Genomic DNA, 22,210 nt, shown 5'->3' with positions numbered 1-22,210 from the left:
ACGTTAGGGCCGCGTGCGGCATCCCCACCTCCGGACTGCCCCTGAGATCGCCCCTGAGGAACCCCTGACTGCAGGAGGCTGCAAGCAGTCCTCTCTTGGGTGGCCATGCGGGCTGCGAGGTAGGCGCGACAGTCCTCTTCGAACAGTTCACCCATCTCTGTGACGCGTTGGGATGCATGCCGAAGAGGTCGGCGACCACGATGGGCGGGAGGCCGGTGACCGCTTCGATCATGGCGGCGTCGCGTGCGGAGAGGACGGGCAGGACCGGACTGCCGACGTATCCGTGAATCGGTCGCGGGCCGGGCGATCTGTTCCTCGATGAGGAGTGCCGGCTTCGGCGGCAGGAGCCCGGGGTGGCGGTCGAGGGTGAAGTGGGCACCGTTCTCGTCACGGTGGAAGCGGTCGGTGGTCAGTTCGACGATGCGGGAGGCAGGGACGGCATAGAGCCTGACCGGGGCACCGATGATGCGCGCTTCCCGGGGAAGGGTGTCGTCGTTCAGACAGCGCCGGAGCTGCTCCCGGAGGTCTTGCTCGTCCAGGAACCCGGAAGAGCTCCTCTCGGGCGGTCGGGAGATGACGAGCTTGCCGGTGATGCGCCGGGCACCGCCCACTGGATGAACGTGACGACGGTCCGGTGCAGGGAAGAGCGGTCACCGAGCCGGCGGTCCAAGCCGCTCTGGGTGGTGTCCTGCAGGTCGATCTCGCGCGTGTCCAGCCAGGACATGAAGTCGATGGCGGCCTTGACGTCCCTGATGTCGCCGTCGACGGCCAGGGCGCCGTAGCGACCCCGGGCCGCGCGCCGGCGGGCGTCGCGGACGACGTGCCACTCGCCTGCAATCTTCGCGTTCCCGGCGGTGCCCGACCCAGCGCACGCCGACCTCTTACAGCCAGCCCTTCTCTCTCGCGATCCGTACCGCTTCCGCCCTGTTCCTCGCCGCCAGTTTCTGGATCGCCGTCGAGAGGTAGTTCCGTACCGTGCCCTGGGAGAGGTGCAGGGCCTTCGCCAGTTCCGCGTTGGTCGAGCCGTCGGCCGCCGCGCGGAGGATCTCGCGTTCGCGGTCGGTCAGGGGGTTGGCGCCCTCGGCGAGGGCCGCTGCCGCGAGGGTGGGGTCGATGACGCGTTCGCCGGCCAGGACCTTGCGGACGGCTTCGGCGAGTTGGGCGGCGGGGGCGTCCTTGACGAGGAACGCGTCGGCGCCCGCCTCCATCGCGCTGCGGAGGTAGCCGGGACGGCCGAAGGTGGTGAGGACGACCAGTTTCACCGCCGGCAGCGCCTTGTGCAGCTGGGCCGCCGCCTCGATGCCCGTACAGCCCGGCATCTCGATGTCGAGCAGGGCGACGTCGATGTCGTGCCGGCGGGCCGTCGGCAGCACCTCGTCGCCACGGGCGACCTGGGCCACGACCTCGATGTCGTCCTCCAGGCCCAGCAGGGCGGCCAGCGCCTCACGGACCATCGACTGGTCCTCGGCTAGGAGGACCTTGATCGTGCTGCTCATGCCCCGGATCCTACGGCCCCGCCGGAGGTGAGCGGGACCCGGGCGACCAGCCGGAAGCCGCGCTTCAGGCGGCCAGTCTCCAGGGTGCCGCCCGCCTTCTCCAAGCGCTCGGTGAGACCGGTGAGACCGTTGCCGGGCCCCTGGCCGGAGCCGCCCGAACCGTTGTCCTCGACGGCGAGTTCGAGGACCGGGCCGTCGAGGGTCTGGCGGTGCAGCAGTTCGACCGTGCAGCGGGTCGCGCCGCTGTGCCGGACGACGTTGGTGATCGCCTCCCGCAGCGCCCACGCGAGGGCCGCCTCGCCGTCCTCGGGTACGCCGGCGAGGTCGGGGTCGGCCGGGATCTCGGCGGTGACCGAGGCGGCGGTCAGGGCGACCTGGGCACCGGCCAGTTCGGCGGCGAGCCGGGCCCGACGGTAGCCGGTGACCGCCTCGCGGACGTCCACCAGGGCCTGGCGGCTGACCTGTTCGATGTCGGAGACCTGCTGGGCCGCCTTGTCGGGGTGGCCGGGGAGCATCCGGCCGGCCAGCTCGCTCTTCAGGGTGATCAGGGAGAGCGAGTGGCCCAGCAGGTCGTGCAGGTCACGGGCGAGCCGCAACCGCTCCTCGTTGGCGGCCAGTTGGGCGACGGTGGCGCGGGCCTTGCGCAACTCGACGGTGGTGGCGACGAGTTGCCGTACGCCGGTCATGGAGTAGCCGACCAGGAGCACCACCAGGAACAGGCCCCAGGCCTCGTCCATGTCGTGGACGTACCAGCCCGCCAGCATCATGGCGGCGGTGGTCAGTGGGATCGTCCAGTAGGCGACCCGCAGCGGGAAGGTCACTCCGCACATCACGGAGACGTACACGAACAGGCCGAACCAGGAGCCGCCGAGGCTGAAGGCCAGGACGACCGCGAGTACCCATTCCACGGCGATCGCGGCGGCGACGGTCCAGCCCCGGAAGGGCCGGCCCATGGAGCGGAAGACGATGGTCAGGTAGATCCCGACGAAGGCCGTCAGGCCCGCCCAGCCGGCCGCCGTCGCCCCGCCGGTGTGGTGGCCGGAGGCCAGGTCGTCCGCCGGGGAGGCCAGGAAGAACAGCCAGGGCAGGACCCACACCAGCTTGCGCATCGCCTCGCCCCGGTTGCGGGGCGGCTGGCCGATGCGTACCAGCCGGTCCGCCCGGGCTTCCTCGTCGGGCCGCAGGTCTTCCGTCATCGCGCTCACGCCTTCAGCGTGTCCTTCCGGTACAGCCAGGCCGCGCCGCCGACGAAGAGGGCGAAGAAGACGACGAGGATGGCGATGTCCTGGGCTTTCGGGGCCTGGCTCTGCTCGATGGCCCGTCCCAGGGCAGCGTACGCGTGCGTGGGCAGCCACTTCGCGATGTCCTGGAGCCAGGTCGGGAAGGAGGAGGACGGCCACCACAGGCCGCCGAGGATCGACAGGCCGAAGTAGGTGATCATCGTGATCGGGCGGACCGCGTCGCCGCTCGCCAGGTACCCGATGGCGACACCCAGCGCCGCGAAGACCAGGCTGCCGGCCCAGATCGCGCCGGTGAGGGCGAACCACTGCCAGGCGTCGAGGCGTACGTGCTTGACCGAGGCGGCGATCAGGAAGACGACCACGATGGACGGGAGGCTGACCACGGCGGCGCTGGCGGTCTTGGCGAGGACGTAGCCGCGGCCGGGCAGGGTGGTCAGCCGCAGCTGCCGTACCCAGCCGCTCTCGCGCTCCCTGGCGATGCGTTCGCTGTTGCCCATCAGGACGGCGGTGAGGGCGCCGAAGGAGGCCATGGACACCATGACGTAGGCGGCGACGGACAGGCCGGAGTTGTCCACGGTGGCGCCGGTCCCGCCCTGGCTCGCGACCAGCAGGAAGATGATCGAGGGGTAGATCACCGAGAAGAACAGGAACTTGCGGTTGCGCAGGGCGCGGGCGAGCTCCAGCTTGATCAGGGCGTTCATGACTGCGTGGCCTCCTTGGCCTCTTCGGCCTCCGTGATGGCGACGAACGCCTGCTCCAGGCCGAGCCCGGCGACTTCGAGGTTGTGGGGGTAGACGCCCAGGCCGTACAGGGCATGGACGGTGGCGTCGGCGTCGGACGACTGGATACGGATCGTCTGGCCCGAGATGTCCACGGCCGTGAGGAAGGGCAGCGCCCGCAGCGGCGCCTCGTCGATCTCGCCCTCCAGGTCGAAGGAGATCCTTCTCGCCCCCGCCTTCGCCTTGATCTCGGCGGCCGTCCCGTCGGCGAGGAGCCGGCCGCGGTGCAGCACCAGCACCCGGTCCGCGATGGCGTCGGCCTCTTCGAGGTAGTGGGTGGCGAACAGGACGGTACGGCCCTGGTCGGCCTGTTCGCGCATGGTGGCCCAGAACGCCTGGCGGGCGGAGACGTCCATGCCGGTGGTCGGCTCGTCCAGGACGATGAGGTCGCTGTCGCCGGCGGTGGCGAGGGCGAAGCGGACCCGCTGGGACTGGCCGCCGGAGAGCTTGTTGACCTTGCGGTCGGCGATCTGCGAGATGCCCGCGCGGGCGAGCACGTCGGTGACCTTGTAGGGCTTCGGGTGCAGGTCGCAGGCGAGCTTGACCAGTTCCCGGACGGTGACCTCGTCCATCAGGCCGCCGCTCTGGAGCATCGCGCCCACCCGTCCGGCGACGATGGCCTCGCGCGGGCTCAGGCCGAACACGCTCACCGTGCCGCTGTCGGCCTGCTTGAGGCCGAGCAGCAGGTCGAGCGTGGTCGACTTGCCGGCGCCGTTGGGCCCGAGCAGGGCCACGGTCTCCCCCGGGTGCAGCCGCAGCGTAAGCCCGTCGACGGCCTGCACGTTCCCGTAGGTCTTGCTCACTTGGTCGAACCCGACCACCACCGGGGTTCCGGTGGCCGTCGTCGCCGCTGTCGTTGTCATGCCTCCATGCTGGCCGCGAGCACCCGGCCCAGGGCAGTGTCGGGCGTCCGGAGAGCCGCATGACAGATGTCATGGGCGGCGCCCGGCACACGCGAAGGGGCGCCCGGTGAGCACCGGGCGCCCCTTCGGCAACGCGTCAGCTCGGGTTGGTGTCGATGACTCCGATCCGCTCCGCCGTCGTCTTGCCGACCAGCGCCTTGCGCAGTGCGGACGCGACGTCCTGCGGCGTGACTGCCGTCTTCTGGCCGGTGCCCCGGGTGATCAGGACACCGTCGAAGGTGCTGCCGTACGCCGCCTTGAGCGCATCGAGGTTGTACGTCTCCACCAGCTTGCCGTCGACGGCCTTGAAGCCGAGGATCTTCGGCAGTGACAGGGCGCCGAACGGGATGCTGTGCGCCGCGTCCGTCTGCACGATGACGTTCTTCGACATGGCCGGCTCCGCGAACGCCTTCATCTCGCGGTCGACCTCCGCGTTGGAGACCGTCGGCTGCACGGTGGTCGTCGGCACGTTCACCACGGAGGCGGTGCCGGTCTCGACCATCGTCTTGTACGCCTGCTCGACCGCCGCCGTGGAGGCGGCCGCGTCGATGCCCTTGCCTGCCTTGCCGTAGACCGCGACGGCCTTGCCGCCGGCGAACTTGATCGTGCCCTCGGTGGCCGAGCCGGAACCGCTGCCGAGATCCTTGAGGGCGGCCTGGAGCTTCTCCTCGTCGACCGGCATGACGGGCTCGACGACCCGCTTCTGGCCGAACAGGGAGCCGATCACGGAGATCGGGTTGTAGTCGCTCTTGGCGGCCGCCTCGACGGTGTTCTGCGTGTCGAACTGGAGGCCCGCCTGGTCCGGCGGCAGCGAGACGGTCCTGCCGCCGACGGACAGCTTCAGCGGCTGGTTCACCCGCTTGCCGAAGGCGTCGTCGAGCTTCCTGGTCGCGTCGTCGCGGGTGCCGCCGCCGATGTCGACGCCGAGCACGGTGGTGCCCTTGGGCACGTCGGAGTGGTTCATGAGCAGCCCGGCACCGTAGAGGCCGAGGCCGGCGACCACCACGACACCGCCGAGCAGCGGCAGCTTGCCGCGCTTCTTCTTGGCCTTCGCCTTGCTCTTGCCCTTGGCCTCGGCCGGGGGCGGCGAGACCGGCTCGGGGAGCTTCGGGGGCGTGTGCGGCAGCGGGCCGTCGGTGGGCGCGCCCGGCGCGAACGGGGCGTTGGCGCCGGGCGGCACGACCGGGATGCCGCTGGTGACGGTGTGCCCGGAGACGTTGTCCGCCGGGGAGCCGTAGCCGGGCATGCCCGGTTCGGGGGCGGGCTTCTGCGGGGTGAGGATCGCGGTGTCGTCACTCAGGCCGCCGCCGGGGAGGCCGGGGCCGGTGCGGGCGGTGCGCGCGCCGGGCCCGGTCTGGGCGGCACGGGCACGAGGGCCGCCGGGACCACCGGGGCCGCCGGGGCCTGCGGGACCGCCAGGGCCAACGCCGGGACCGCTGGGACCACCGGGACCGCTGGGCGTGCCGAACGACTCGCCGCCGCTGAAGCCCTGGCCCGCCGGGCCGCCGAAGGGCTCGCCGCCGTTGACCGGCGGGACGAACGGGCCGTCGCCGGTGACCGGGCCGCCGGTGGGGCCGGCCGGGCCCTGCGGGCCGCCGAGGCCGCCGGGACCGCCCGGCCCGTTGAAGCCGCTGGGGCCGCCGGGACCTGCCGGGCCGCCGCCGGGCGCGCCGGGACCGGCCTGGGCGCCGTTCTGGCCGCCGTTCTCGGAGAAGTACGGCAGTTCGTCGCGGCGGGATTCACCGCCGCCCTTCGCGCCGCCCCGGGCACCGCCGAGCGGGCCCGCGGCGAGCGCCTCGGTCACGTCGAAGGAGCCGGTGCCGCCGCCGTGCCCGGGAGCCACCGGACCGCCGGTCGCACCCGTGGGCAGCCCCGCGCCGTTGGTCGCGCCGGGCCGGGGCGTGCCGGGCACGCTCATGGAGCCGACGACACCGCCGGGACGGCCGCCGTTCGGACGCGCACCGCCCTGGGTCGCCGGGCCGTTCGGCGGGTTCGGTGCCGCGGCGGGCGAACCGCCGGGCGTCGCGCCGCCGTTGCCGGCGCCGCCGCGCGGACCGGGTTTGGCCGGGCCGGACTTGCGCGGCGCGAACCAGTCGCTGGCCTTCTCCTCGGCGGCGGGCGCGGGCGCGGGCGCCGGCTCGGCGGCGGGCGCCTCGACGGTGCCGGTGGACATGGCGGCGCCCGTCGGCCGCGCGTGCGTGCCCGTCTCCTCGCCGGTGCCTCCCACGGCGGCCGCGGCAGCGCCCTCGACGTCCGCGACGGGAGTACGGACGACCACGGGCGGAATCGGCCGGGAGCCGGGGATGTTGATCCGGATCCGGGTCGTCAGCGTGGTCTCGGTCTTGCGTTCCTCCGGCTGCGCGGCCGAACGGGCCGCGTCGGTACCGTCGTCGGAAGCCATGGGGGTCCCGTACGGCGGCGTGCCCGAAGGGTATGCGGATCCTCCGCGCCCGTTGGGCCCGGAGGACGGAGTGTCAGTTTCACGACTCAAGGCAGGTTCTCCCGGTTGGCTCCACCGCCGGTGACGACCTTGCTGGGGCGGCTCGGCGGCGCGCACCACCATACTGGCCACTTCTGACGCTTATCCCACGACCGCTGGGGAAACCCACACCGGACTCGCACGGGCGCCTCACGGCGAAGTGGTACGTCACTTGCCAAGTCGGACGCCGTCCGCGTGAGGTTGCCGCCCCAAACCCATTGTGGCGCAGATCACAGCCAGCGCCATGCCGCCGAGCAGGAAGAGGTACGAGCCGGCTCCCGCGCCGAACAGGAAGTCGCCTTCCGGTCTGCTGGCGGTGAGGAAGATGACGGCGACGACCCAGCCGAACGCGGGCGCGACGGCTCCGGAGCGGCTCGTCAAGGCCCGGGCTCCGCCGAGGAAGAGCCCGGCGGCGCCGGCCAGGGCGAGCAGCAGCCCGCCCGGGAACCAGCCCGCCTGGACGAGGGCCCCCGCGACGCCGACCACGGCTCCGAGCACGACCAGCCCGAGGAGAGCCGCGGCCCTCCCGGCCGAGGGCGCCTGCAACGGTTGCGCGAGCATCGACCCGCGTCCACCGGAACTCATGACGCCTCCCCGAGGCCCGCGAAGAGATCGGTCTCACGCGCCGTGCCCGGCTCGCCGCCCAGCAACTCGTAGTACTCCGTGCTGAACACCGGCTGCGCCAGCTCGTTGGAGAGCGCGAAATAGCCGGCGCCGTGCGGTGCCACCTCGACCTGGGTGGCATGGGCGGCCATCGCGGCGGTCTTCGCGGCGGCATAGGCGGTGCCGTCGACCTCGGTGGTGACCCGGTGGTCGTCGACCACGCCCGGTACGTCGTCGACGGCGGCGGACTTGGCGAAGGGCAGCCCCGGCAGGTCGTCCCGGAGCCGGGCGAAGGCGGCCTCGGCGACCGTGCGCGGGACGCGGTTCCAGTAGACCTTGGGGATGCGGTGGCCGGCCTCGGCGGCCAGCTCCACGGCTCTCATGGCGACGCGGTGGGCCTGGATGTGGTCCGGGTGGCCGTAGCCGCCGTGGTCGTCGTAGGTGACGAGGACCTGGGGGCGGGTCTCCAGGATCACCTCGGCCAGGTGACCGGCGGCCTCGTCGACGTCGGCCTGCCAGAAGCAGTCGGGCGCCTCGTTGTCGGGCAGGCCCATCATTCCGGAGTCGCGGTAGCGGCCGGGGCCGCCGAGCAGCCGGAAGTCGTCGACGCCGAGTTCGCGCATGGCGGCCGTGAGCTCGCCCAGGCGGTACTCGCCCAGGGCGGGGCCGGTGAGATGCCCGAGCCCGGGCGGGATCACCTCGCCGCCCTCGCCGAGGGTGCAGGTGACCAGCGTCACATGGGCGCCCTGGGCCGCGTAGCGGGCCATGGTGGCGCCGTTGTTGATCGACTCGTCGTCCGGGTGCGCGTGCACGAGCAGCAACCGCAGGGCGGGCAGTTCCGTCATGTGCCCACCCTACGAAACGACACCGACAGTGCCGCGCAGCCCCGGGTGACCGGGGTCAGAACTTGATGCTGCCGATCATGCTGGCGACGTTGGTCGTCAGGTCGCTGATCGTCGGTGCGACGGTCGAGGAGGCGAGATAGAAACCGAGCAGCATGCACACCACGGCATGACCGCCCTTCAGACCCGACTTCTTGATCAACAAGAAGACGATGATCGCCAGCAGCACCACCGCCGAAATCGAGAGTGCCACGGCGGCTCACCTCCAAAGATCCCAGGGACGCGGGGGGTTCGGACTATGGGGGTTGTAGATCGGTACAGCAATTCCATGCGTAGGCCAGCAGGTTCATACCCACTCAGCGGTAGTGATCATAACTATGCGTGCTCGCGCATCGCTCGGCGCACGGCCGCACAAGGGGGCGCATGGCCAATATGGTCAGGGCATGACGACCGAGGCTGTCTCATTCCCCCGCCGGCACGCCCGCACCCGGCGTTTCACGCTCGGCGCGCCGCGCGCGTTCACCGTGGCCCCCGACGGCTCCCGCGTGGCGTTTCTGCGCTCCGGTTCCGGCACGGACGCCGCCAACTCCCTGTGGATTCTCGATGTGCCGAGCGGCGCGGAACACCTCGCGGCGGACCCGGGTGTCCTGCTCGGCGGTACCGAGGAGCACCTCTCGCCCCAGGAGCGGGCCCGCCGCGAACGCAGCCGTGAGAGCAGTGCCGGCATCGTCGGCTACGCCACCGACGCGGCCGTGGAGTTGGCGTCTTTCGCCTTGTCAGGGCGGCTTTTCACCGCCGAGCTCAGGGCCGGCACCACGCGCGAACTCCCGGTCCCCGGACCGGTGATCGACCCACGCCCGTCCCCCGACGGCCGCCATGTCGCGTACGTCGCGGAGGGCGCCCTGCGCGTGGTGGGCGTCGAGGGCGAGGGCGACCGGGTGCTCGCGGAGCCGGAGTCGGAACAGGTCACCTGTGGATTGGCCGAGTTCATCGCGGCCGAGGAGATGGGCCGTTCGCGCGGCTTCTGGTGGTCGCCGCGGTCCGACCGGCTGCTCGTGGCGCACGTGGACGACACGCCGGTACAGCGGTGGTGGATCGCCGACCCCGCCCACCCGGAGCGTGAGCCACATCATGTCGCCTACCCGGCGGCGGGCACCGCGAACGCGGACGTACGCCTGTTCGTGCACGACCTCGACGGCGGGCGCACGGAGGTCTCCTGGGACCGGGCACGCTATCCGTACTTGGCGCATGTGCACTGGTCAGAGGCGGGTGCACCACTGGTGCTCGTGCAGGCGCGCGACCAGCGCAGCCAGCTGTTCCTGGCCGTGGACCCGGAGTCCGGGGCGACCCGGATGGTGCACGCCGACGAAGATCCAACATGGCTTGAACTGTTCGGTGGAGTGCCCTGCTGGAGCCCCTCCGGACAGCTGGTCCGGATCGCCGACGAGGGCGGCGCCCGGGTGCTCGCGGTGGGTGAACGGCCGCTCACGGGACCCCAGTTGCACATCCGTGCGGTTCTCGACGTGACCGCCGATGACGTGCTCGTTTCCGCGTCCGCCGGCGAGGAGGCCGAGTCCCCCGAGATCGGCGAGGTGCACGTCTACCGCGTGAACGAGCTCGGCGTGGAGCGCGTGTCGCAGGAGCCCGGCGTGCACACGGCGGTGCGCGCCGGGGGCGTGACCGTACTGGTCTCCGCCACCCTGAACAGCCCGGGCGCCCGGGTCCAGGTACTGCGCGACGGAAAACACCTGGCAACTGTCACGTCATACGCCGAAGACCCCGGTTTGTCCCCGCGCGTGACGCTCACCGAGGGGGGCGCACGCAGAATTCCGTGCGCCGTGCTTATGCCACAGGACTACCACGGGGACACTCCCCTTCCGGTTTTGCTCGACCCCTACGGGGGTCCGCACGGCCAGCGCGTGGTCGCCGCGCACAACGCCCACCTGACCTCCCAGTGGTTCGCCGACCAGGGCTTCGCGGTGATCGTCGCCGACGGCCGGGGCACCCCGGGCCGCTCCCCCGCCTGGGAGAAGTCCATCAGGGACGACCTCGCGGCGATCGTCCTCCAGGACCAGGTCGACGCGCTCCACGCGCTCGCCGCCGACTTCCCCCTCGACCTGACCAGGGTGGCGATCCGCGGCTGGTCCTTCGGCGGCTACCTCGCCGCCCTCGCGGCCCTGCGCCGCCCGGACGTCTTCCACGCGGCGGTGGTGGGCGCCCCGGTGACCGACCTGCGCCTGTACGACACCCACTATCAGGAGCGTTACCTCGGCCACCCGGCCGAGCAGCCGGACGCCTACCGCCGCAACTCGGTGATCGACGACACCGGCCTGGTCGACGCCGCCGAACCCCACCGCCCGATGATGATCATCCACGGCCTCGCGGACGACAACGTGGTGGTGGCCCACTCCCTGCGCCTGTCCAGCGCCCTGCTGGCAGCGGGCCGCCCGCACGAGGTACTCCCCCTGTCGGGCGTGACCCACATGACCCCGCAGGAGCAGGTGGCGGAGAACCTGCTACTGCTTCAGCTGGACTTCCTGAAGAGGTCACTGGGCTTGGCGTAACGCGCCCCAAAGGGGCGCGGGGAACTGCGCGATCAGCCACACACAACCAGCACACGGCAACGGGCCGGAGCGACATGGCGCGCTCCGGCCCGTTTACGGCACCCGCACGGCCGTACGCTGTTAAGCGTGCCGCGTCCGTATATCGAGACCGGGTCGGCGAAGTTGCCTGTGTGTTAACGAGATTGATGCACATACGCCCCGTTATGCACCCGGGTCGCCAAGATCGTCCGGCGGCACCACCCGCTTCTCCTCCGCGAAGTGGCAAGCCGAGTCATGCGCCGCCGGCCCCGGTGCGAGGCGGAACACCGCGGGTACCGCGAGCATCGGCACCTCCAGCGCGCAGCGCTCCTGCGCCTTCCAGCACCGCGTACGGAACCGGCACCCCGACGGAATGTTCGTCGGCGACGGCACGTCCCCGCTCAGGATGATCCGCTCCCGGTGCTCCCGCGCCTCCGGGTCCGGTACCGGCACCGCGGAGAGCAGCGCCTGGGTGTAGGGGTGGGTCGGATGGTCGTAGATCTCCTCGTCCTTGCCGATCTCCACGATCCGCCCGAGGTACATCACCCCGACCCGGTCCGAGATGTGCCGCACGATCGACAGGTCGTGGGCGATGAAGACGTACGACAGGTCGAATTCGCTCTGGAGCCGGTCGAGCAGGTTGATCACCTGGGCCTGCACGGAGACGTCGAGCGCGGACACCGGTTCGTCGGCGACGATCACCTCGGGGCGCAGCGCCAGCCCCCGCGCGATGCCGATGCGTTGCCGCTGGCCGCCGGAGAACTGGTGCGGATAGCGGTTGATGTACTCGGGGTTGAGCCCGACGACGTCCAGCAGTTCCTGGACCCGCTTGCGCCGGTCGCCCTTGGGCGCCGCCTCGGGGTGGATCTCGTACGGCTCCCCGATGATGTCGCCCACGGTCATCCGGGGGTTGAGGGAGGTGTACGGGTCCTGGAAGACCATCTGGATGTTGCGGCGGACCGTTTTGAGCGCACGGCCGCTCAGCCTGGTGATGTCGTCGCCCTTGTACTTGATCGACCCGGCCGTGGGCCGCTCGAGATTCACGAGCATCTTGGCGACTGTCGACTTGCCGCAGCCGGACTCCCCGACGATGCCGAGGGTCTCTCCCTTGTCGAGCGTGAAGTCAACACCGTCAACGGCCTTGACGGCACCGATCTGTTTCTTGATCAAGATGCCCCGGGTCAAGGGGTAGTGCTTGACCAGTCCACTCACTTCAAGGATCGGATCAACCACCGCGTCAACCATTGAGGCACTCCCTCCAGAAGTGACAGGCACTGCCCCGGTGTTGATCCACCTCGTACAGCGGTGGTTCGTCGGTGCGGCACACGTCCTGGGCCATCGGGCAGCGCGGGTTGAAGGCGCACCCCGGAGGGATGTTCATGAGGTTGGGCGGCAGGCCCTTGATGGCGTAGAGCTCCTGGCCCTTCTGGTCGAGGCGCGGGATGGAGTCGAGGAGCCCGCGTGTGTAGGGGTGGGCGGGCGCCTTGTAGATGTCGTGCACGGGCGCGGACTCGACGATCCGCCCCGCGTACATGACGGCGATCCGGTCGGCGACGTCCGCGACCACGCCCAGGTCGTGGGTGATCAGGATCAGCCCCATGCGGTACTCTCGCTGCAACTCCGCGAGCAGGTCCATGACCTGGGCCTGGACCGTCACGTCCAGCGCCGTGGTCGGCTCGTCGGCGATGATCAGCGCCGGTTCCAGGGCCAGCGCCATGGCGATCATGATGCGCTGGCGCATGCCGCCGGAGAACTGGTGCGGATAGTCCCGCACCCGCTGGGCGGCGCCCGGGATCCGCACCCGGTCCATCAGCTCGACGGCCTTGGTCCGCGCGTCCTTCTTGGACATCCCCCGGTGCACGACGAACATCTCGGCGAGCTGGTCGCCCACGCTCAGCACCGGGTTCAGCGCCGACAGGGCGTCCTGGAAGATCATCGCCATCTCGGCGCCCCGGATCTTCCGTCTCTCGTCTTCCTTCAGCTTCAGCAGATCGCGGCCCCGGAAGAGGATCTCGCCCCCGCCGATCCGCCCGGGCGGCATGTCGAGGATCCCCATCACGGCCTGGGCGGTCACCGACTTGCCGGACCCCGACTCGCCCAGCACGGCCAGCGTCTCCCCCGCGTCGACGGCGTAGGAAACCCCGTTGACGGCGTGAGCGACCCCGTCCCTCGTCCGGAACTCCACGTGCAGATCGCGCACTTCGAGCAGCACGGCGGCGCTCACCTCAGCTTCGGGTCGAGGGCGTCGCGCACCGCGTCGCCGAGCATGATGAAGGCCAGGACGGTGAGCGCGAGCGCCCCGGAGGGCCACAGCAGCGCGTGCGGGGCGTTGCGGATGTAGGGCGAGGCGGCCGAGATGTCGATGCCCCAGGAGACGCTGGGCGGCTTCAGACCGACGCCGAGGTACGACAGGGTCGCCTCCAGGGCGATGTACGTACCGAGCGCGATGGTCGCGACGACGATCACGGGCGCCACCGCGTTGGGCGCGATGTGCCGCAGCAGGATCCGGGAGTTGGAGGCGCCGAGGGCGCGGGCGGCCTGGACGTAGTCGTTCTGCTTGGCGGTGATCACCGAACCGCGGGCGATCCGGCAGATCTGGGGCCAGCCGAGCAGCACCATGAACCCGATGACCGGCCAGACCGTATTACTCGTCACCACCGAGAGGAGGACGAGACCGCCGAGGACGACCGGGATCGCGAAGAAGACGTCGGTGAGCCGGGAGAGCAACGAGTCCCAGAACCCGCCGAAGAACCCGGCGAGCCCGCCGAGCACCGACCCGAGCAGCGCGACCCCGAGCGTGGCGCAGACGCCCACCGTGACGGACGTACGGGCCCCGTAGACGGTCCGCGTGTAGACGTTGCAGCCCTGGCCGTCGTAGCCGAACGGAGCGCCCGGCTGGGAGCCCTCCTGGGCCTTGGACAGGTCGCACTTGAGGGGACTGCCGGAGGCGATCAGGGACGGCCACAGGGAGATGACGACGAGGAAGAGGATGACGAGGGCGGAGACGAGGAAGACGGGATTGCGGCGCAGGTCCCGCCAGGCGTCGGACCAGAGGGAGCGGGGCTTGGCCGCCGGCCCCGTGCCCAGCGGTCCGCCCGGGGTCGTCTCCAGCGTCCGCGCCTCGCTCGTCGCGAGGTCCATCGCCCCGCCCGCCCCGGTCCCCGCGATCGCCCGGCCGGGCTCGAACGGCTGCTCAGGCATAGCGGATCCTCGGGTCGAGTACGGCGTAGAGCAGGTCCACCAGGAGGTTGGCCACCAGGAACACCAGGACCAGCACGGTCACGAAGCCCACCACCGTCTGGGTGTTCTGCCGCAGGATCCCCTGGTAGAGCTGGTAGCCGACGCCGTGGATGTTGAAGATCCGCTCGGTGACGATCGCGCCGCCCATGAGCGCGCCGATGTCGGTGCCGATGAAGGTGACGACGGGGATGAGGGAGTTGCGCAGCAGGTGCCGTGTGATGACCCGGCGCCTGGGCAGCCCTTTGGCGACGGCCGTACGGACGTAGTCGCTCCGTTTGTTCTCGGCGATGGAGGTGCGGGTCAGCCGGGTGACATAGGCGAGCGACACGGAGGCGAGCACCAGCCCCGGCACGATCAGCTCGCCGAAGGCCGCGTCCGGGGAGACGGAGGGTTTGATCCAGCCCCATTCCACGCCCAGGAGCAGCTGGAGCAGCAGACCGGTCACGAAGGTCGGTACGGAGATGACGACCAGGGTGGCGAGCAGCACGCCCGTGTCGACGGGCCGGCCGCGCCGCAGTCCGGTCACCACACCCAGCGTGATGCCGATGACGATCTCGAAGAGGATGGCCACGATGGTCAGCCGGATGGTGACGGGGAACGCGGTGGACATCAGCTCGGTGACCGGCTGTCCGTTGAAGGCCGTACCGAAGTCCCCGGTGAAGACCTTCCGCATATAGGTGAGGTATTGCTGCCACACCGGCTGGTCGAGGCCGAACTCCTTCTTCAGCTGGGCGGCGGTCGCCGGGTCGCAGGCGCGCTCCCCGCACAGCCCGGCGATCGGGTCGCCCATCACATTGACCATGAGGAAGATCAGCAGCGTGGCTCCGACGAACACCGGGATCATCTGGAGCAGCCGCCGGACGACATAGCGTCCCATGGCGGTTCAGCTGACCTTGATCTCGTTGTAGACGGGGACGCTGAACGGATTGAGGGCCACGTTCGACAGCCGCTCGGAGTAGCCGGCGCTGCCGTTCTGGTACCAGAGCGGAATGGCGGCCATGTTGTCGCGGACGACGCCTTCGGCCTGCTGGAAGGTGGACACGGCCTTGGGGGTGTCGGTCTGGGCGTTCGCCTGGTCGACGAGCTTGTCGAAGTCCTTGTTGGACCACTTGCCGTCGTTGGAGGAGGCGTTCGTGTAGTAGAGGGGCTGGAGGAAGTTCTGGATGAGCGGGTAGTCCATCTGCCAGCCCGCGCGGAACGGTCCGGTCATCTTGTGCTGCCCGATCTGGTTGCGGAAGTCGGCGAAGGTGCCGACCGGGTTCCCCACACACGCCTTGTCGTTGCCCAGCGCGTTGTTGATGGAGTTGCACACGGCGTCCACCCACATCCTGTGCGAGCCGGTGTCGGCGTTGTACGTGATCTTGAGCTGTCCGCCGGGCAGTCCCCCGCCCTCCTGGACGAGCTTCTTGGCCTGGGCCGGGTCGTAGTCGCAGGCGCTCCCGCACAGCCCTTCCTTGAAGCCGCCGGCCGCGCCGAGCACCGGCGAGGTCCAGTCGGTGGCCGGGGTGCGGGTGTTCTGGAAGATGGTGTCGGTGATCTGCTTCCGGTTGATGGCCATGGACAGGCCGGTGCGGACCTTCTCCGATCCGCTCTTGTTCCAGGCGCTGTCGTAGTAGGGGAAGGCGAGCGTCTGGATGATGCCGGCCGGGGTGTTGATGTAACGGTCACCGAGGTCGTTCTTGACGTTCTTGAGCTGCGAGGCGGGAACGTCGTCGACGAGGTCGAGGTTGCCGGCGATGAGGTCGGTGTAGGCGGTGTCGTTGTCGGTGTAGACCTTGAGGGTCACGCCGTCGTTCTGTGCCTTGTCGGCTCCGGGATAGCCGTCCCACTTCTTCAGGGCCATCTGCGAGCCCTTGGTGTAGGACTCGATGCGGTACGGCCCGTCGCCGACCGGTTGCTTCAGCCAGCCGGCGTGGTCGGTGAAGAAGGACTGCGGCAGCGGGGCGAAGGCCGCGTAGCCGAGGGTGTCGGGGAAGCTGGAGAACTTCTGGTTGAGCGCGACGGTGAAGGTCCTGTCGTCGACGGCCTTCAGACCGGAGAGCGTGTCGGCGCTCTGTGAGCCGGTGTCCGGGTGGACCTTGTCGTAGCCCTGGATGTAGCCGAAGAAGTAGGCGTTCTTCTGGTTGTTCCTGAGACTCGCTCCGTAGTTCCAGGCGTCGACGAACGACTTGGCGGTCACCTTCTCGCCGTTGGAGAAGGTCCAGCCGTCCTTGAGCGTGATCGTGAAGTTCTGCGAGTCGCTCGTGTCGATCTTGTCGGCGAGCATGTTCCCGGCCTTGCCGGTCTTCGGGTCGTACTTCTTCAGCCCCCGGAAGATCATGTCGAGGACCTTGCCGCCCTGGACCTCGTTGGTGTTGGACGGCTCCAGGGGGTTCTGCGGGTCGCCCCAGGAGGAGCTGAGCACGCCGCTCTCGCCTCCGCCGCCACCGCTGCCGCCTCCGCCCCCGCAGGCCGTGGCCGCGAGCGCCACCACCACCGCGCAGACCGCCCCTCGGGCGTGCGTGGCTGAACGCATGGCGTGCCTCCTCCGTGAAGGGTGATCCGTGAACAGTCCCCTATCGGTCAATATCGACCAAACAGGTCGATATCGCTCACCCACTGCCCCGAACGGCGGCGCCCCGAGGAGCCCATGACGACCTTTAGGGGGACACGTCACCCGATTGCAGGCGACCCCCGGAAAGGGTCTTGCGGATCTTGTGTCGGCTATGCAATGGATCTCCGCGTAACGATGCCGAAACGTTGGATTGTGACCTGTCGATGTACGCATTTCGGCACCCACGCGTCCGCATAACGAACTCCTTGCCCGTTTCGCCCGATTCGCCCGAACTAAAGCACGGTGCGATTACGAGGCGCTACCCGCGTAGCTACGGAACGGTCAACCCCAGGCAAAGAAAGTAAAGACAAGCCCAAGTCGGCCGAGAATTTATTGACCTTGAATGAATTGCGTTGAAAAAGTCCGGCGTAGCCCGTAGGGGAGTGCCCTGCGGAGTCATCAGACCCTCCCTTGGGCCAGGAGCACCATGACCCCCCCAACTCCATCCGCGGCCCCGCTCGAGGTGACCGACGAGAGCGCCGAGAAGTCGATCACTTCTCCCGACTCGAAGGCCGGCGAGAGCAGGTCCCCGGGACAGCTCGCGTGGCGCCGCTTCAAACGCGACCGTACGGGCGTCATATCGGCGATCATCGTGATCTTCTTCTTCGTGATCGCGCTGGCCGCGCCGTTGATCTCCAAGCTGTACGGGAAGGATCCGTACACGACGTACGCGAGCCAGGACCCGAGCCTGCTGGACCCCTTCTCGTACCCGGCGGGCGCGAACGGCGGCATGAGCTCGCAGTTCTGGTTCGGGATCGAGCCGCAGCTGGGCCGTGACGTCTTCACCTTCCTGATCTACGGCATCCGGACCTCGTTGGGCATCGCCCTGGCCGCCACCCTGATCACCACCGCCGTCGGCGTCGTGGTCGGCGTGACCGCGGGCTACGTGGGCGGCAAGACGGACTACCTCGTCGGCCGGATCATCGACATCGTGCTGTCGATCCCCTCGACGCTGTTCATCATCGCCTTCATGCCGGTGGTGTTCGGGCTGTTCGTGGCCGCCGACGACAACATCCCGACCTGGCTGCGGGCCGTCGCGCTCATCTTCATGATGTCCTTCTTCGGCTGGGCGTCGATCGCCCGTCTGCTGCGCGGCCAGGTACTCGGCCTGCGCGAGCGGGAGTTCGTCGAGTCCGCCAAGGTGACCGGGGCGTCACCGATGCGCATCGTGTTCAAGGAACTCCTTCCCAACCTGTGGACCCCGATCCTGATCCAGTCCACACTCATGCTCCCGGCTTACGTGACCGCGGAGGCGGGCTTCGCCTTCCTCGGTGTCGGCATGATCGACCCGACCCCCGACTGGGGCGTCATGATCCAGCGGGGCGCCCAGTTCTACACCCAGGACTTCACCTTCATGCTCTTCCCGGGCCTGTCCATGGTGATCTTCGTCCTGGCGTTCAACCTGCTCGGCGACTCGGCGCGCGACGCGCTCGACCCGAAGTCCAAGCGCTGACCCATCTCTCATCTGCCGGTCCGGTCAAAGTAGTCCGGCTGGTCCCGTCCCACCCATAAGGCAGGGTTACTGTGTCTTTTTCCCGTAGAAACTTCATGATCGCCACTGGCGTGGCGGCCGCATCGAGCACGGTGCTGACCGCATGTGGCGGCGGCGGCAACAAGACGGCGGACAACAAGATCCCCTCGGTCAGCAAGGCCAAGCAGAGCAAGATCGCGGTCGGCACGAAGGCCGACTCGACGGGCCCCGCCCCCGAGGTGGCCGGCGCGGTCAAGGGCGGGACGATCTACGGGCTCGACCAGTTCGACATGGACCACCTGGACCCGGCGCAGATCTACGTCTCCACCGAGATCCTCATCACCACGCCGATCATGCGCGGCCTGACCGGCTACAAGCTCGACTCCAAGGGCGGCGCCACCCTGGTCGGCGACGCGGCCACGGACGCAGGCACGGCCAAGGACGGCGGCAAGACCTGGTCGTTCACCATCAAGGACGGCATCAAGTGGGAGGACGGCTCCGACCTCTCCATGGACGACGTCCGTCACACCTTCGAGCGCCTCTTCGCCTCCTTCGTCACCGAGGGCCCGCGCTACGTCCAGCAGTTCCTGGTGGGCGGTGACAAGTACAAGGGCCCCTACGACGGCAAGAGCCTCGACTCCATCGAGATCGACGGCAGGACCATCACCTTCCGCCTCAACCAGGCCCGCGGTGACTTCAACTTCACGCTCGCCGAGCGCGCGTACTCCTTCGTGAAGAAGTCGAAGGACACCAAGGAGAAGTACGACAAGCAGCCGTTCTCCTGCGGCCCGTACAAGATCTCCGCCCGCGACATCGGCAAGTCCCTGACGTACACCCGCAACGAGCACTGGGACGCGGCGACGGACCCGATCCGCAACGCCTACCCGGACAAGTACCTCTTCCAGTTCGGCTTCGAACTGCTGGCCTCGACCGACCGCTACATCGCGGACAAGGGCAACGACCAGTACACGATGTCGATCTTCAACGAGGTCGCTCCCGAGCGCATCGCCACGGTCCTCACCAACGCGAAGCTCAAGCAGCAGGTGCTCACCGCGGTCGACACGGTCACCTACTACTGGCCGATCAACACCACCCGGATCACGGACGTCAAGGTCCGCCAGGCCATCAACTACGCCTGGCCGAACCAGCAGCTGCAGACCATCCGCGGCGGCGCGTCCACCAGCGAGATCGCCACCACGATCTTCTCCCCGGTGACGCCCGGTTACACGGACTTCGACCTCTACGGCAAGACCAAGAAGCCCGGCGGCGACCCGGTCAAGGCCAAGGCCCTCCTCAAGGAGGCCGGCAAGCTCGGCCAGAAGCTGGTCATCGCCTACCAGACGTCGGACAACGCGGTGAAGCAGGCCGTCGCGATCAAGAACGCGCTGGAGGCCGCCGGCTTCACGGTCGTCAACAAGCAGATCGACAAGTCGACCTTCTACACCCAGATCGGCAAGATCGACAACCAGTACGACCTGTTCGCGGCCGGCTGGAGCCCCGACTGGCCGGGCGGCTACTCGGTCTTCTACCCCTGCTGGGACGGCGACAACATCGGCGACGGCCGCAGCAACTACGCCCAGCTGAAGAACGCCAGCGTCGACAAGGCCATCGCGGCGGCCTCCCTGATCACCGACGCGGACGAGGCCAACAAGGCCTGGGGCGCGATCGACAAGCAGGTCATGGAGCTCGCGGCCTGTGTCCCGGACTACCACGCCATCCGCAACTGGATGCACGGTACGAAGGTCGGCGGCTTCGTCTACGACGCCGGAAACACCGGCATCGCGCTCACGAGGCTCTACGCCAAGGCGTAGGCGCCACACGGCATCAGGGGCGGCCCCACCCGGGCCGCCCCCCACCGGCTCCACACCCCTCACGCCCCGGCAACGGCGCCCCGTCCGGAAAGTCCTGACCCCATGTTCCGCTTCCTTGTCCGCCGTACGATCGGCGCGCTGGTCATTCTGCTGATCATCACCGCCATCACGTTCTGGCTCTTCTACGCCGTCCCGCGTGACCCGGCCATGATGTCCTGCGGCAAGAACTGCACGCCGGCCTCGCTGGCGCAGATCCGGCACAACCTGGGCATCGACCATCCGATACCGGTCCAGTACTGGTACTGGCTCAAGGGCATCTTCGTCGGGCGTGACTACAGCGGCTTCGGGCACTGCAACGCGCCGTGCCTCGGCTACTCCTTCGCCAACAACGAGCCCGTCTTCGGCACGATCATGGACCGGCTGCCGCTGACCCTCTCGCTCGCCTTCGGGTCGGCCGTCATCTTCCTGACCTTCGGTGTCGGCACCGGCATGATCGCGGCGCTCAAGCAGGGCAAGTTCCTGGACAAGCTCGCGACCTCGACCTCGCTGCTCGGCTCCTCGCTGCAGATCTACTTCGTCGGCTACATCGCGCTGTACTTCCTGACCTTCAAGACGGGCATCCTCGACCAGCCCGCGTACACGCCGCTGACCGACAACCCCGTCTCGTGGTTCTCGGGCCTGCTGCTGCCGTGGATCGTGCTGTCGATCATCTTCACCGCCAACTACACCCGTATGGCCCGCTCCCAGCTGGTCGAGCAGCTCAGCGAGGACTACGTCCGCACCGCCCGCGCCAAGGGCCTCTCACGCGCGAACGTCTTCCTGCGCTTCGCCTGGCGCGGCGCGATGGGCCCGATCGTCACCGTGTTCGGCATCGACCTGGGCACGCTGATCGGCGGCGCGATCATCACCGAGCAGGTCTTCAGCCTCCAGGGCATCGGCCGCCTCGCGGTGACCTCCGTCAACCAGAGCGACCTGCCGATGCTGCTCGGCGTCACGGTGCTGTCCGCGGCCGCGATCGTGTTCTTCAACATCATCGTCGACGCCGCCTACGCCTTCATCGACCCGCGGATCCGGCTCGCCTGACCTCCGCCCCCACCCCCTACCCCCCGCATCACCCCCAGGAGCGTCCCCGTGACGAGCACCGATCAGCAGCCGTTCCTCTCTGTCAAGGACCTCAAGGTCCACTTCTCCACCGAGGACGGCATCGTCAAGGCCGTCGACGGGCTCTCCTTCGACCTCGCCAAGGGCAAGACGCTCGGCATCGTGGGTGAGTCGGGCTCCGGCAAGTCCGTCACCAACCTGACGATCCTGGGTCTCCACGACCGCGACCGTACGGCGATCGACGGCGAGATCCTGCTCGACGGCAAGGAGCTGCTCACGGCCTCCGAGCGGGAGCTGGAGAAGCTGCGCGGCAACAAGATGTCGATGATCTTCCAGGACGCGCTGGCCTCGCTGTCGCCGTACCACACCATCGGCACGCAGATCTCCGAGGTGTACCGCAAGCACACCGGCGCCTCCAAGAAGGAGTCGCGGGAGCGGGCGATCGAGATGCTGAAGCGCGTCGGCATCCCGCAGCCGGACGTCCGGGTGGACGACTACCCGCACCAGTTCTCCGGCGGTATGCGCCAGCGCGCCATGATCGCCATGGCCCTGGTCTGCGACCCCGAACTCCTGATCGCCGACGAGCCGACCACCGCGCTCGACGTGACGGTCCAGGCCCAGATCATGGACCTCCTCAAGGACCTCCAGCAGGAGTTCGGCACCGCGATCATCTTCATCACCCACGACCTCGGTGTCATCGCCGACATCGCGGACGACGTGCTGGTGATGTACGGCGGCCGGTGTGTGGAGCGGGGCACCAAGAAGGAGGTCCTGGGCTCTCCGCAGCACCCGTACACCCTCGGCCTGCTCAACTCCATGCCGAGCCTGGACGGGCCGGTCGACGTCCCGCTGTCCCCGATCCCCGGCTCGCCGCCGTCGCTGCTCAACCCGCCCACCGGCTGCCGGTTCCACCCGCGCTGCGCGTTCGCGGACAAGGTCCCGGGCGGAAGGTGCTCCAGCGAGAGTCCGGTCCTCGAACTGGTCGAGGGACGCGGCTCCGCCTGCCACCTGGAACTGAGCCAGCGCGAGGAACTCTTCGCCGACTACGCCGCGACCAGCCACAACTGACG

At 69.2% G+C, this 22,210-nt stretch carries 19 protein-coding genes; 6 read left to right on the top strand and 13 right to left on the bottom strand.

The window, feature by feature from the left end; genetic code table 11:
- Window positions 1-353: 353 nt before the first annotated feature.
- Complete coding sequence (locus ACWGKQ_RS33975; protein ID WP_453295862.1) at window positions 354-782, top strand: hypothetical protein; 429 nt, start codon at window positions 354-356, stop codon at window positions 780-782.
- A gap of 99 nt (window positions 783-881) precedes the next feature.
- Here ACWGKQ_RS33975 and ACWGKQ_RS33970 read toward each other — a convergent pair whose 3' ends face one another.
- The 8 genes from ACWGKQ_RS33970 to ACWGKQ_RS33935 all read right to left on the bottom strand — a co-directional run bounded on the left by ACWGKQ_RS33970 (window position 882) and on the right by ACWGKQ_RS33935 (window position 8,595).
- Complete coding sequence (locus tag ACWGKQ_RS33970) at window positions 882-1,496, bottom strand: response regulator (protein WP_453295861.1); 615 nt, start codon at window positions 1,494-1,496, stop codon at window positions 882-884.
- The gene (locus tag ACWGKQ_RS33965) at window positions 1,493-2,692 is read right to left on the bottom strand and encodes a sensor histidine kinase (RefSeq protein WP_453295894.1); all 1,200 of its coding nucleotides are present in this window, start codon (window positions 2,690-2,692) and stop codon (window positions 1,493-1,495) included. Before ACWGKQ_RS33965 ends, ACWGKQ_RS33970 begins: the two co-directional genes overlap by 4 nt.
- Window positions 2,693-2,697: 5 nt before the next feature.
- Window positions 2,698-3,438 (bottom strand): ABC transporter permease, encoded by a 741-nt coding sequence (locus ACWGKQ_RS33960; protein ID WP_453295860.1) that lies wholly within the window; start codon window positions 3,436-3,438, stop codon window positions 2,698-2,700.
- Window positions 3,435-4,379, bottom strand: a complete 945-nt coding sequence (locus tag ACWGKQ_RS33955) for an ABC transporter ATP-binding protein (protein ID WP_453295859.1) — start codon at window positions 4,377-4,379, stop codon at window positions 3,435-3,437. Before ACWGKQ_RS33955 ends, ACWGKQ_RS33960 begins: the two co-directional genes overlap by 4 nt.
- A 136-nt stretch (window positions 4,380-4,515) precedes the next feature.
- Window positions 4,516-6,909: a peptidoglycan binding domain-containing protein gene (locus ACWGKQ_RS33950; RefSeq protein WP_453295858.1), complete on the bottom strand. Its 2,394-nt coding sequence runs from the start codon at window positions 6,907-6,909 to the stop codon at window positions 4,516-4,518.
- 156 nt (window positions 6,910-7,065) lie between these two features.
- Complete coding sequence (locus tag ACWGKQ_RS33945; protein ID WP_453295857.1) at window positions 7,066-7,482, bottom strand: DUF6113 family protein; 417 nt, start codon at window positions 7,480-7,482, stop codon at window positions 7,066-7,068.
- A complete protein-coding gene (mshB, locus tag ACWGKQ_RS33940; protein WP_453295856.1) occupies window positions 7,479-8,345 on the bottom strand; it encodes an N-acetyl-1-D-myo-inositol-2-amino-2-deoxy-alpha-D-glucopyranoside deacetylase in 867 nt (288 codons plus the stop codon). The genes ACWGKQ_RS33945 and mshB overlap by 4 nt, the downstream gene beginning before the upstream one ends.
- Window positions 8,346-8,400: 55 nt before the next feature.
- A complete protein-coding gene (locus tag ACWGKQ_RS33935; protein WP_046733847.1) occupies window positions 8,401-8,595 on the bottom strand; it encodes a hypothetical protein in 195 nt (64 codons plus the stop codon).
- Between the two features lie 190 nt (window positions 8,596-8,785).
- Between ACWGKQ_RS33935 and ACWGKQ_RS33930 the strand changes: the two genes are divergently transcribed.
- On the top strand, window positions 8,786-10,906 hold the full coding sequence (locus ACWGKQ_RS33930) for a prolyl oligopeptidase family serine peptidase (protein ID WP_453295855.1): 2,121 nt from the start codon (window positions 8,786-8,788) through the stop codon (window positions 10,904-10,906).
- Between the two features lie 201 nt (window positions 10,907-11,107).
- Here the strand turns inward: ACWGKQ_RS33930 and ACWGKQ_RS33925 are convergent, their stop codons facing one another.
- The 5 genes from ACWGKQ_RS33925 to ACWGKQ_RS33905 are packed head-to-tail and all read right to left on the bottom strand — an operon-like array spanning window position 11,108 to window position 16,679.
- Window positions 11,108-12,169, bottom strand: coding sequence for an ABC transporter ATP-binding protein (locus tag ACWGKQ_RS33925; protein WP_453295854.1), 1,062 nt, complete (start codon window positions 12,167-12,169; stop codon window positions 11,108-11,110).
- Window positions 12,162-13,136: an ABC transporter ATP-binding protein gene (locus ACWGKQ_RS33920; RefSeq protein WP_453295893.1), complete on the bottom strand. Its 975-nt coding sequence runs from the start codon at window positions 13,134-13,136 to the stop codon at window positions 12,162-12,164. Before ACWGKQ_RS33920 ends, ACWGKQ_RS33925 begins: the two co-directional genes overlap by 8 nt.
- Window positions 13,137-13,144: 8 nt before the next feature.
- Window positions 13,145-14,125, bottom strand: a complete 981-nt coding sequence (locus ACWGKQ_RS33915; RefSeq protein WP_453295853.1) for an ABC transporter permease — start codon at window positions 14,123-14,125, stop codon at window positions 13,145-13,147.
- Window positions 14,118-15,041 carry an ABC transporter permease gene (locus ACWGKQ_RS33910; RefSeq protein WP_453295852.1) on the bottom strand — a complete coding sequence of 308 codons (924 nt, stop codon included), beginning with the start codon at window positions 15,039-15,041 and terminating at the stop codon, window positions 14,118-14,120. Before ACWGKQ_RS33910 ends, ACWGKQ_RS33915 begins: the two co-directional genes overlap by 8 nt.
- A 6-nt stretch (window positions 15,042-15,047) precedes the next feature.
- The gene (locus tag ACWGKQ_RS33905) at window positions 15,048-16,679 is read right to left on the bottom strand and encodes a peptide ABC transporter substrate-binding protein (RefSeq protein WP_453295851.1); all 1,632 of its coding nucleotides are present in this window, start codon (window positions 16,677-16,679) and stop codon (window positions 15,048-15,050) included.
- 505 nt (window positions 16,680-17,184) lie between these two features.
- On the opposite strand from ACWGKQ_RS33905, the gene ACWGKQ_RS33900 reads away from it, so the two are divergent.
- From ACWGKQ_RS33900 to ACWGKQ_RS33885, 4 genes are all read left to right on the top strand, one after another.
- Window positions 17,185-18,210, top strand: coding sequence for an ABC transporter permease (locus ACWGKQ_RS33900; protein WP_453295850.1), 1,026 nt, complete (start codon window positions 17,185-17,187; stop codon window positions 18,208-18,210).
- Window positions 18,211-18,305: 95 nt separating this feature from the next.
- Window positions 18,306-20,039, top strand: a complete 1,734-nt coding sequence (locus ACWGKQ_RS33895; protein WP_453295849.1) for an ABC transporter substrate-binding protein — start codon at window positions 18,306-18,308, stop codon at window positions 20,037-20,039.
- Between the two features lie 102 nt (window positions 20,040-20,141).
- Window positions 20,142-21,122, top strand: a complete 981-nt coding sequence (locus ACWGKQ_RS33890; RefSeq protein ID WP_453295848.1) for an ABC transporter permease — start codon at window positions 20,142-20,144, stop codon at window positions 21,120-21,122.
- A gap of 48 nt (window positions 21,123-21,170) precedes the next feature.
- A complete protein-coding gene (locus ACWGKQ_RS33885) occupies window positions 21,171-22,208 on the top strand; it encodes an ABC transporter ATP-binding protein (RefSeq protein ID WP_453295847.1) in 1,038 nt (345 codons plus the stop codon).
- Window positions 22,209-22,210: the final 2 nt, after the last annotated feature.

It is taken from the genome of Streptomyces sp. NPDC054770 (assembly GCF_053611985.1).
The sequence above is the reverse complement of the archived record's forward strand: the minus strand, read 5'-3'. Positions and strand labels throughout refer to the sequence as shown.

Coding starts and splice junctions, on each gene's coding strand:
- ACWGKQ_RS33970 (WP_453295861.1), bottom strand. CDS start 1,496: ATGAGCAGCACGATCAAGGTCCTCCTAGCCGAGGACCAGTCGATGGTC.
- ACWGKQ_RS33965 (WP_453295894.1), bottom strand. CDS start 2,692: ATGACGGAAGACCTGCGGCCCGACGAGGAAGCCCGGGCGGACCGGCTG.
- ACWGKQ_RS33960 (WP_453295860.1), bottom strand. CDS start 3,438: ATGAACGCCCTGATCAAGCTGGAGCTCGCCCGCGCCCTGCGCAACCGC.
- ACWGKQ_RS33955 (WP_453295859.1), bottom strand. CDS start 4,379: ATGACAACGACAGCGGCGACGACGGCCACCGGAACCCCGGTGGTGGTC.
- ACWGKQ_RS33945 (WP_453295857.1), bottom strand. CDS start 7,482: ATGAGTTCCGGTGGACGCGGGTCGATGCTCGCGCAACCGTTGCAGGCG.
- mshB (WP_453295856.1), bottom strand. CDS start 8,345: ATGACGGAACTGCCCGCCCTGCGGTTGCTGCTCGTGCACGCGCACCCG.
- ACWGKQ_RS33930 (WP_453295855.1), top strand. CDS start 8,786: ATGACGACCGAGGCTGTCTCATTCCCCCGCCGGCACGCCCGCACCCGG.
- ACWGKQ_RS33925 (WP_453295854.1), bottom strand. CDS start 12,169: ATGGTTGACGCGGTGGTTGATCCGATCCTTGAAGTGAGTGGACTGGTC.
- ACWGKQ_RS33915 (WP_453295853.1), bottom strand. CDS start 14,125: ATGCCTGAGCAGCCGTTCGAGCCCGGCCGGGCGATCGCGGGGACCGGG.
- ACWGKQ_RS33910 (WP_453295852.1), bottom strand. CDS start 15,041: ATGGGACGCTATGTCGTCCGGCGGCTGCTCCAGATGATCCCGGTGTTC.
- ACWGKQ_RS33905 (WP_453295851.1), bottom strand. CDS start 16,679: ATGCGTTCAGCCACGCACGCCCGAGGGGCGGTCTGCGCGGTGGTGGTG.
- ACWGKQ_RS33900 (WP_453295850.1), top strand. CDS start 17,185: ATGACCCCCCCAACTCCATCCGCGGCCCCGCTCGAGGTGACCGACGAG.
- ACWGKQ_RS33895 (WP_453295849.1), top strand. CDS start 18,306: ATGATCGCCACTGGCGTGGCGGCCGCATCGAGCACGGTGCTGACCGCA.
- ACWGKQ_RS33890 (WP_453295848.1), top strand. CDS start 20,142: ATGTTCCGCTTCCTTGTCCGCCGTACGATCGGCGCGCTGGTCATTCTG.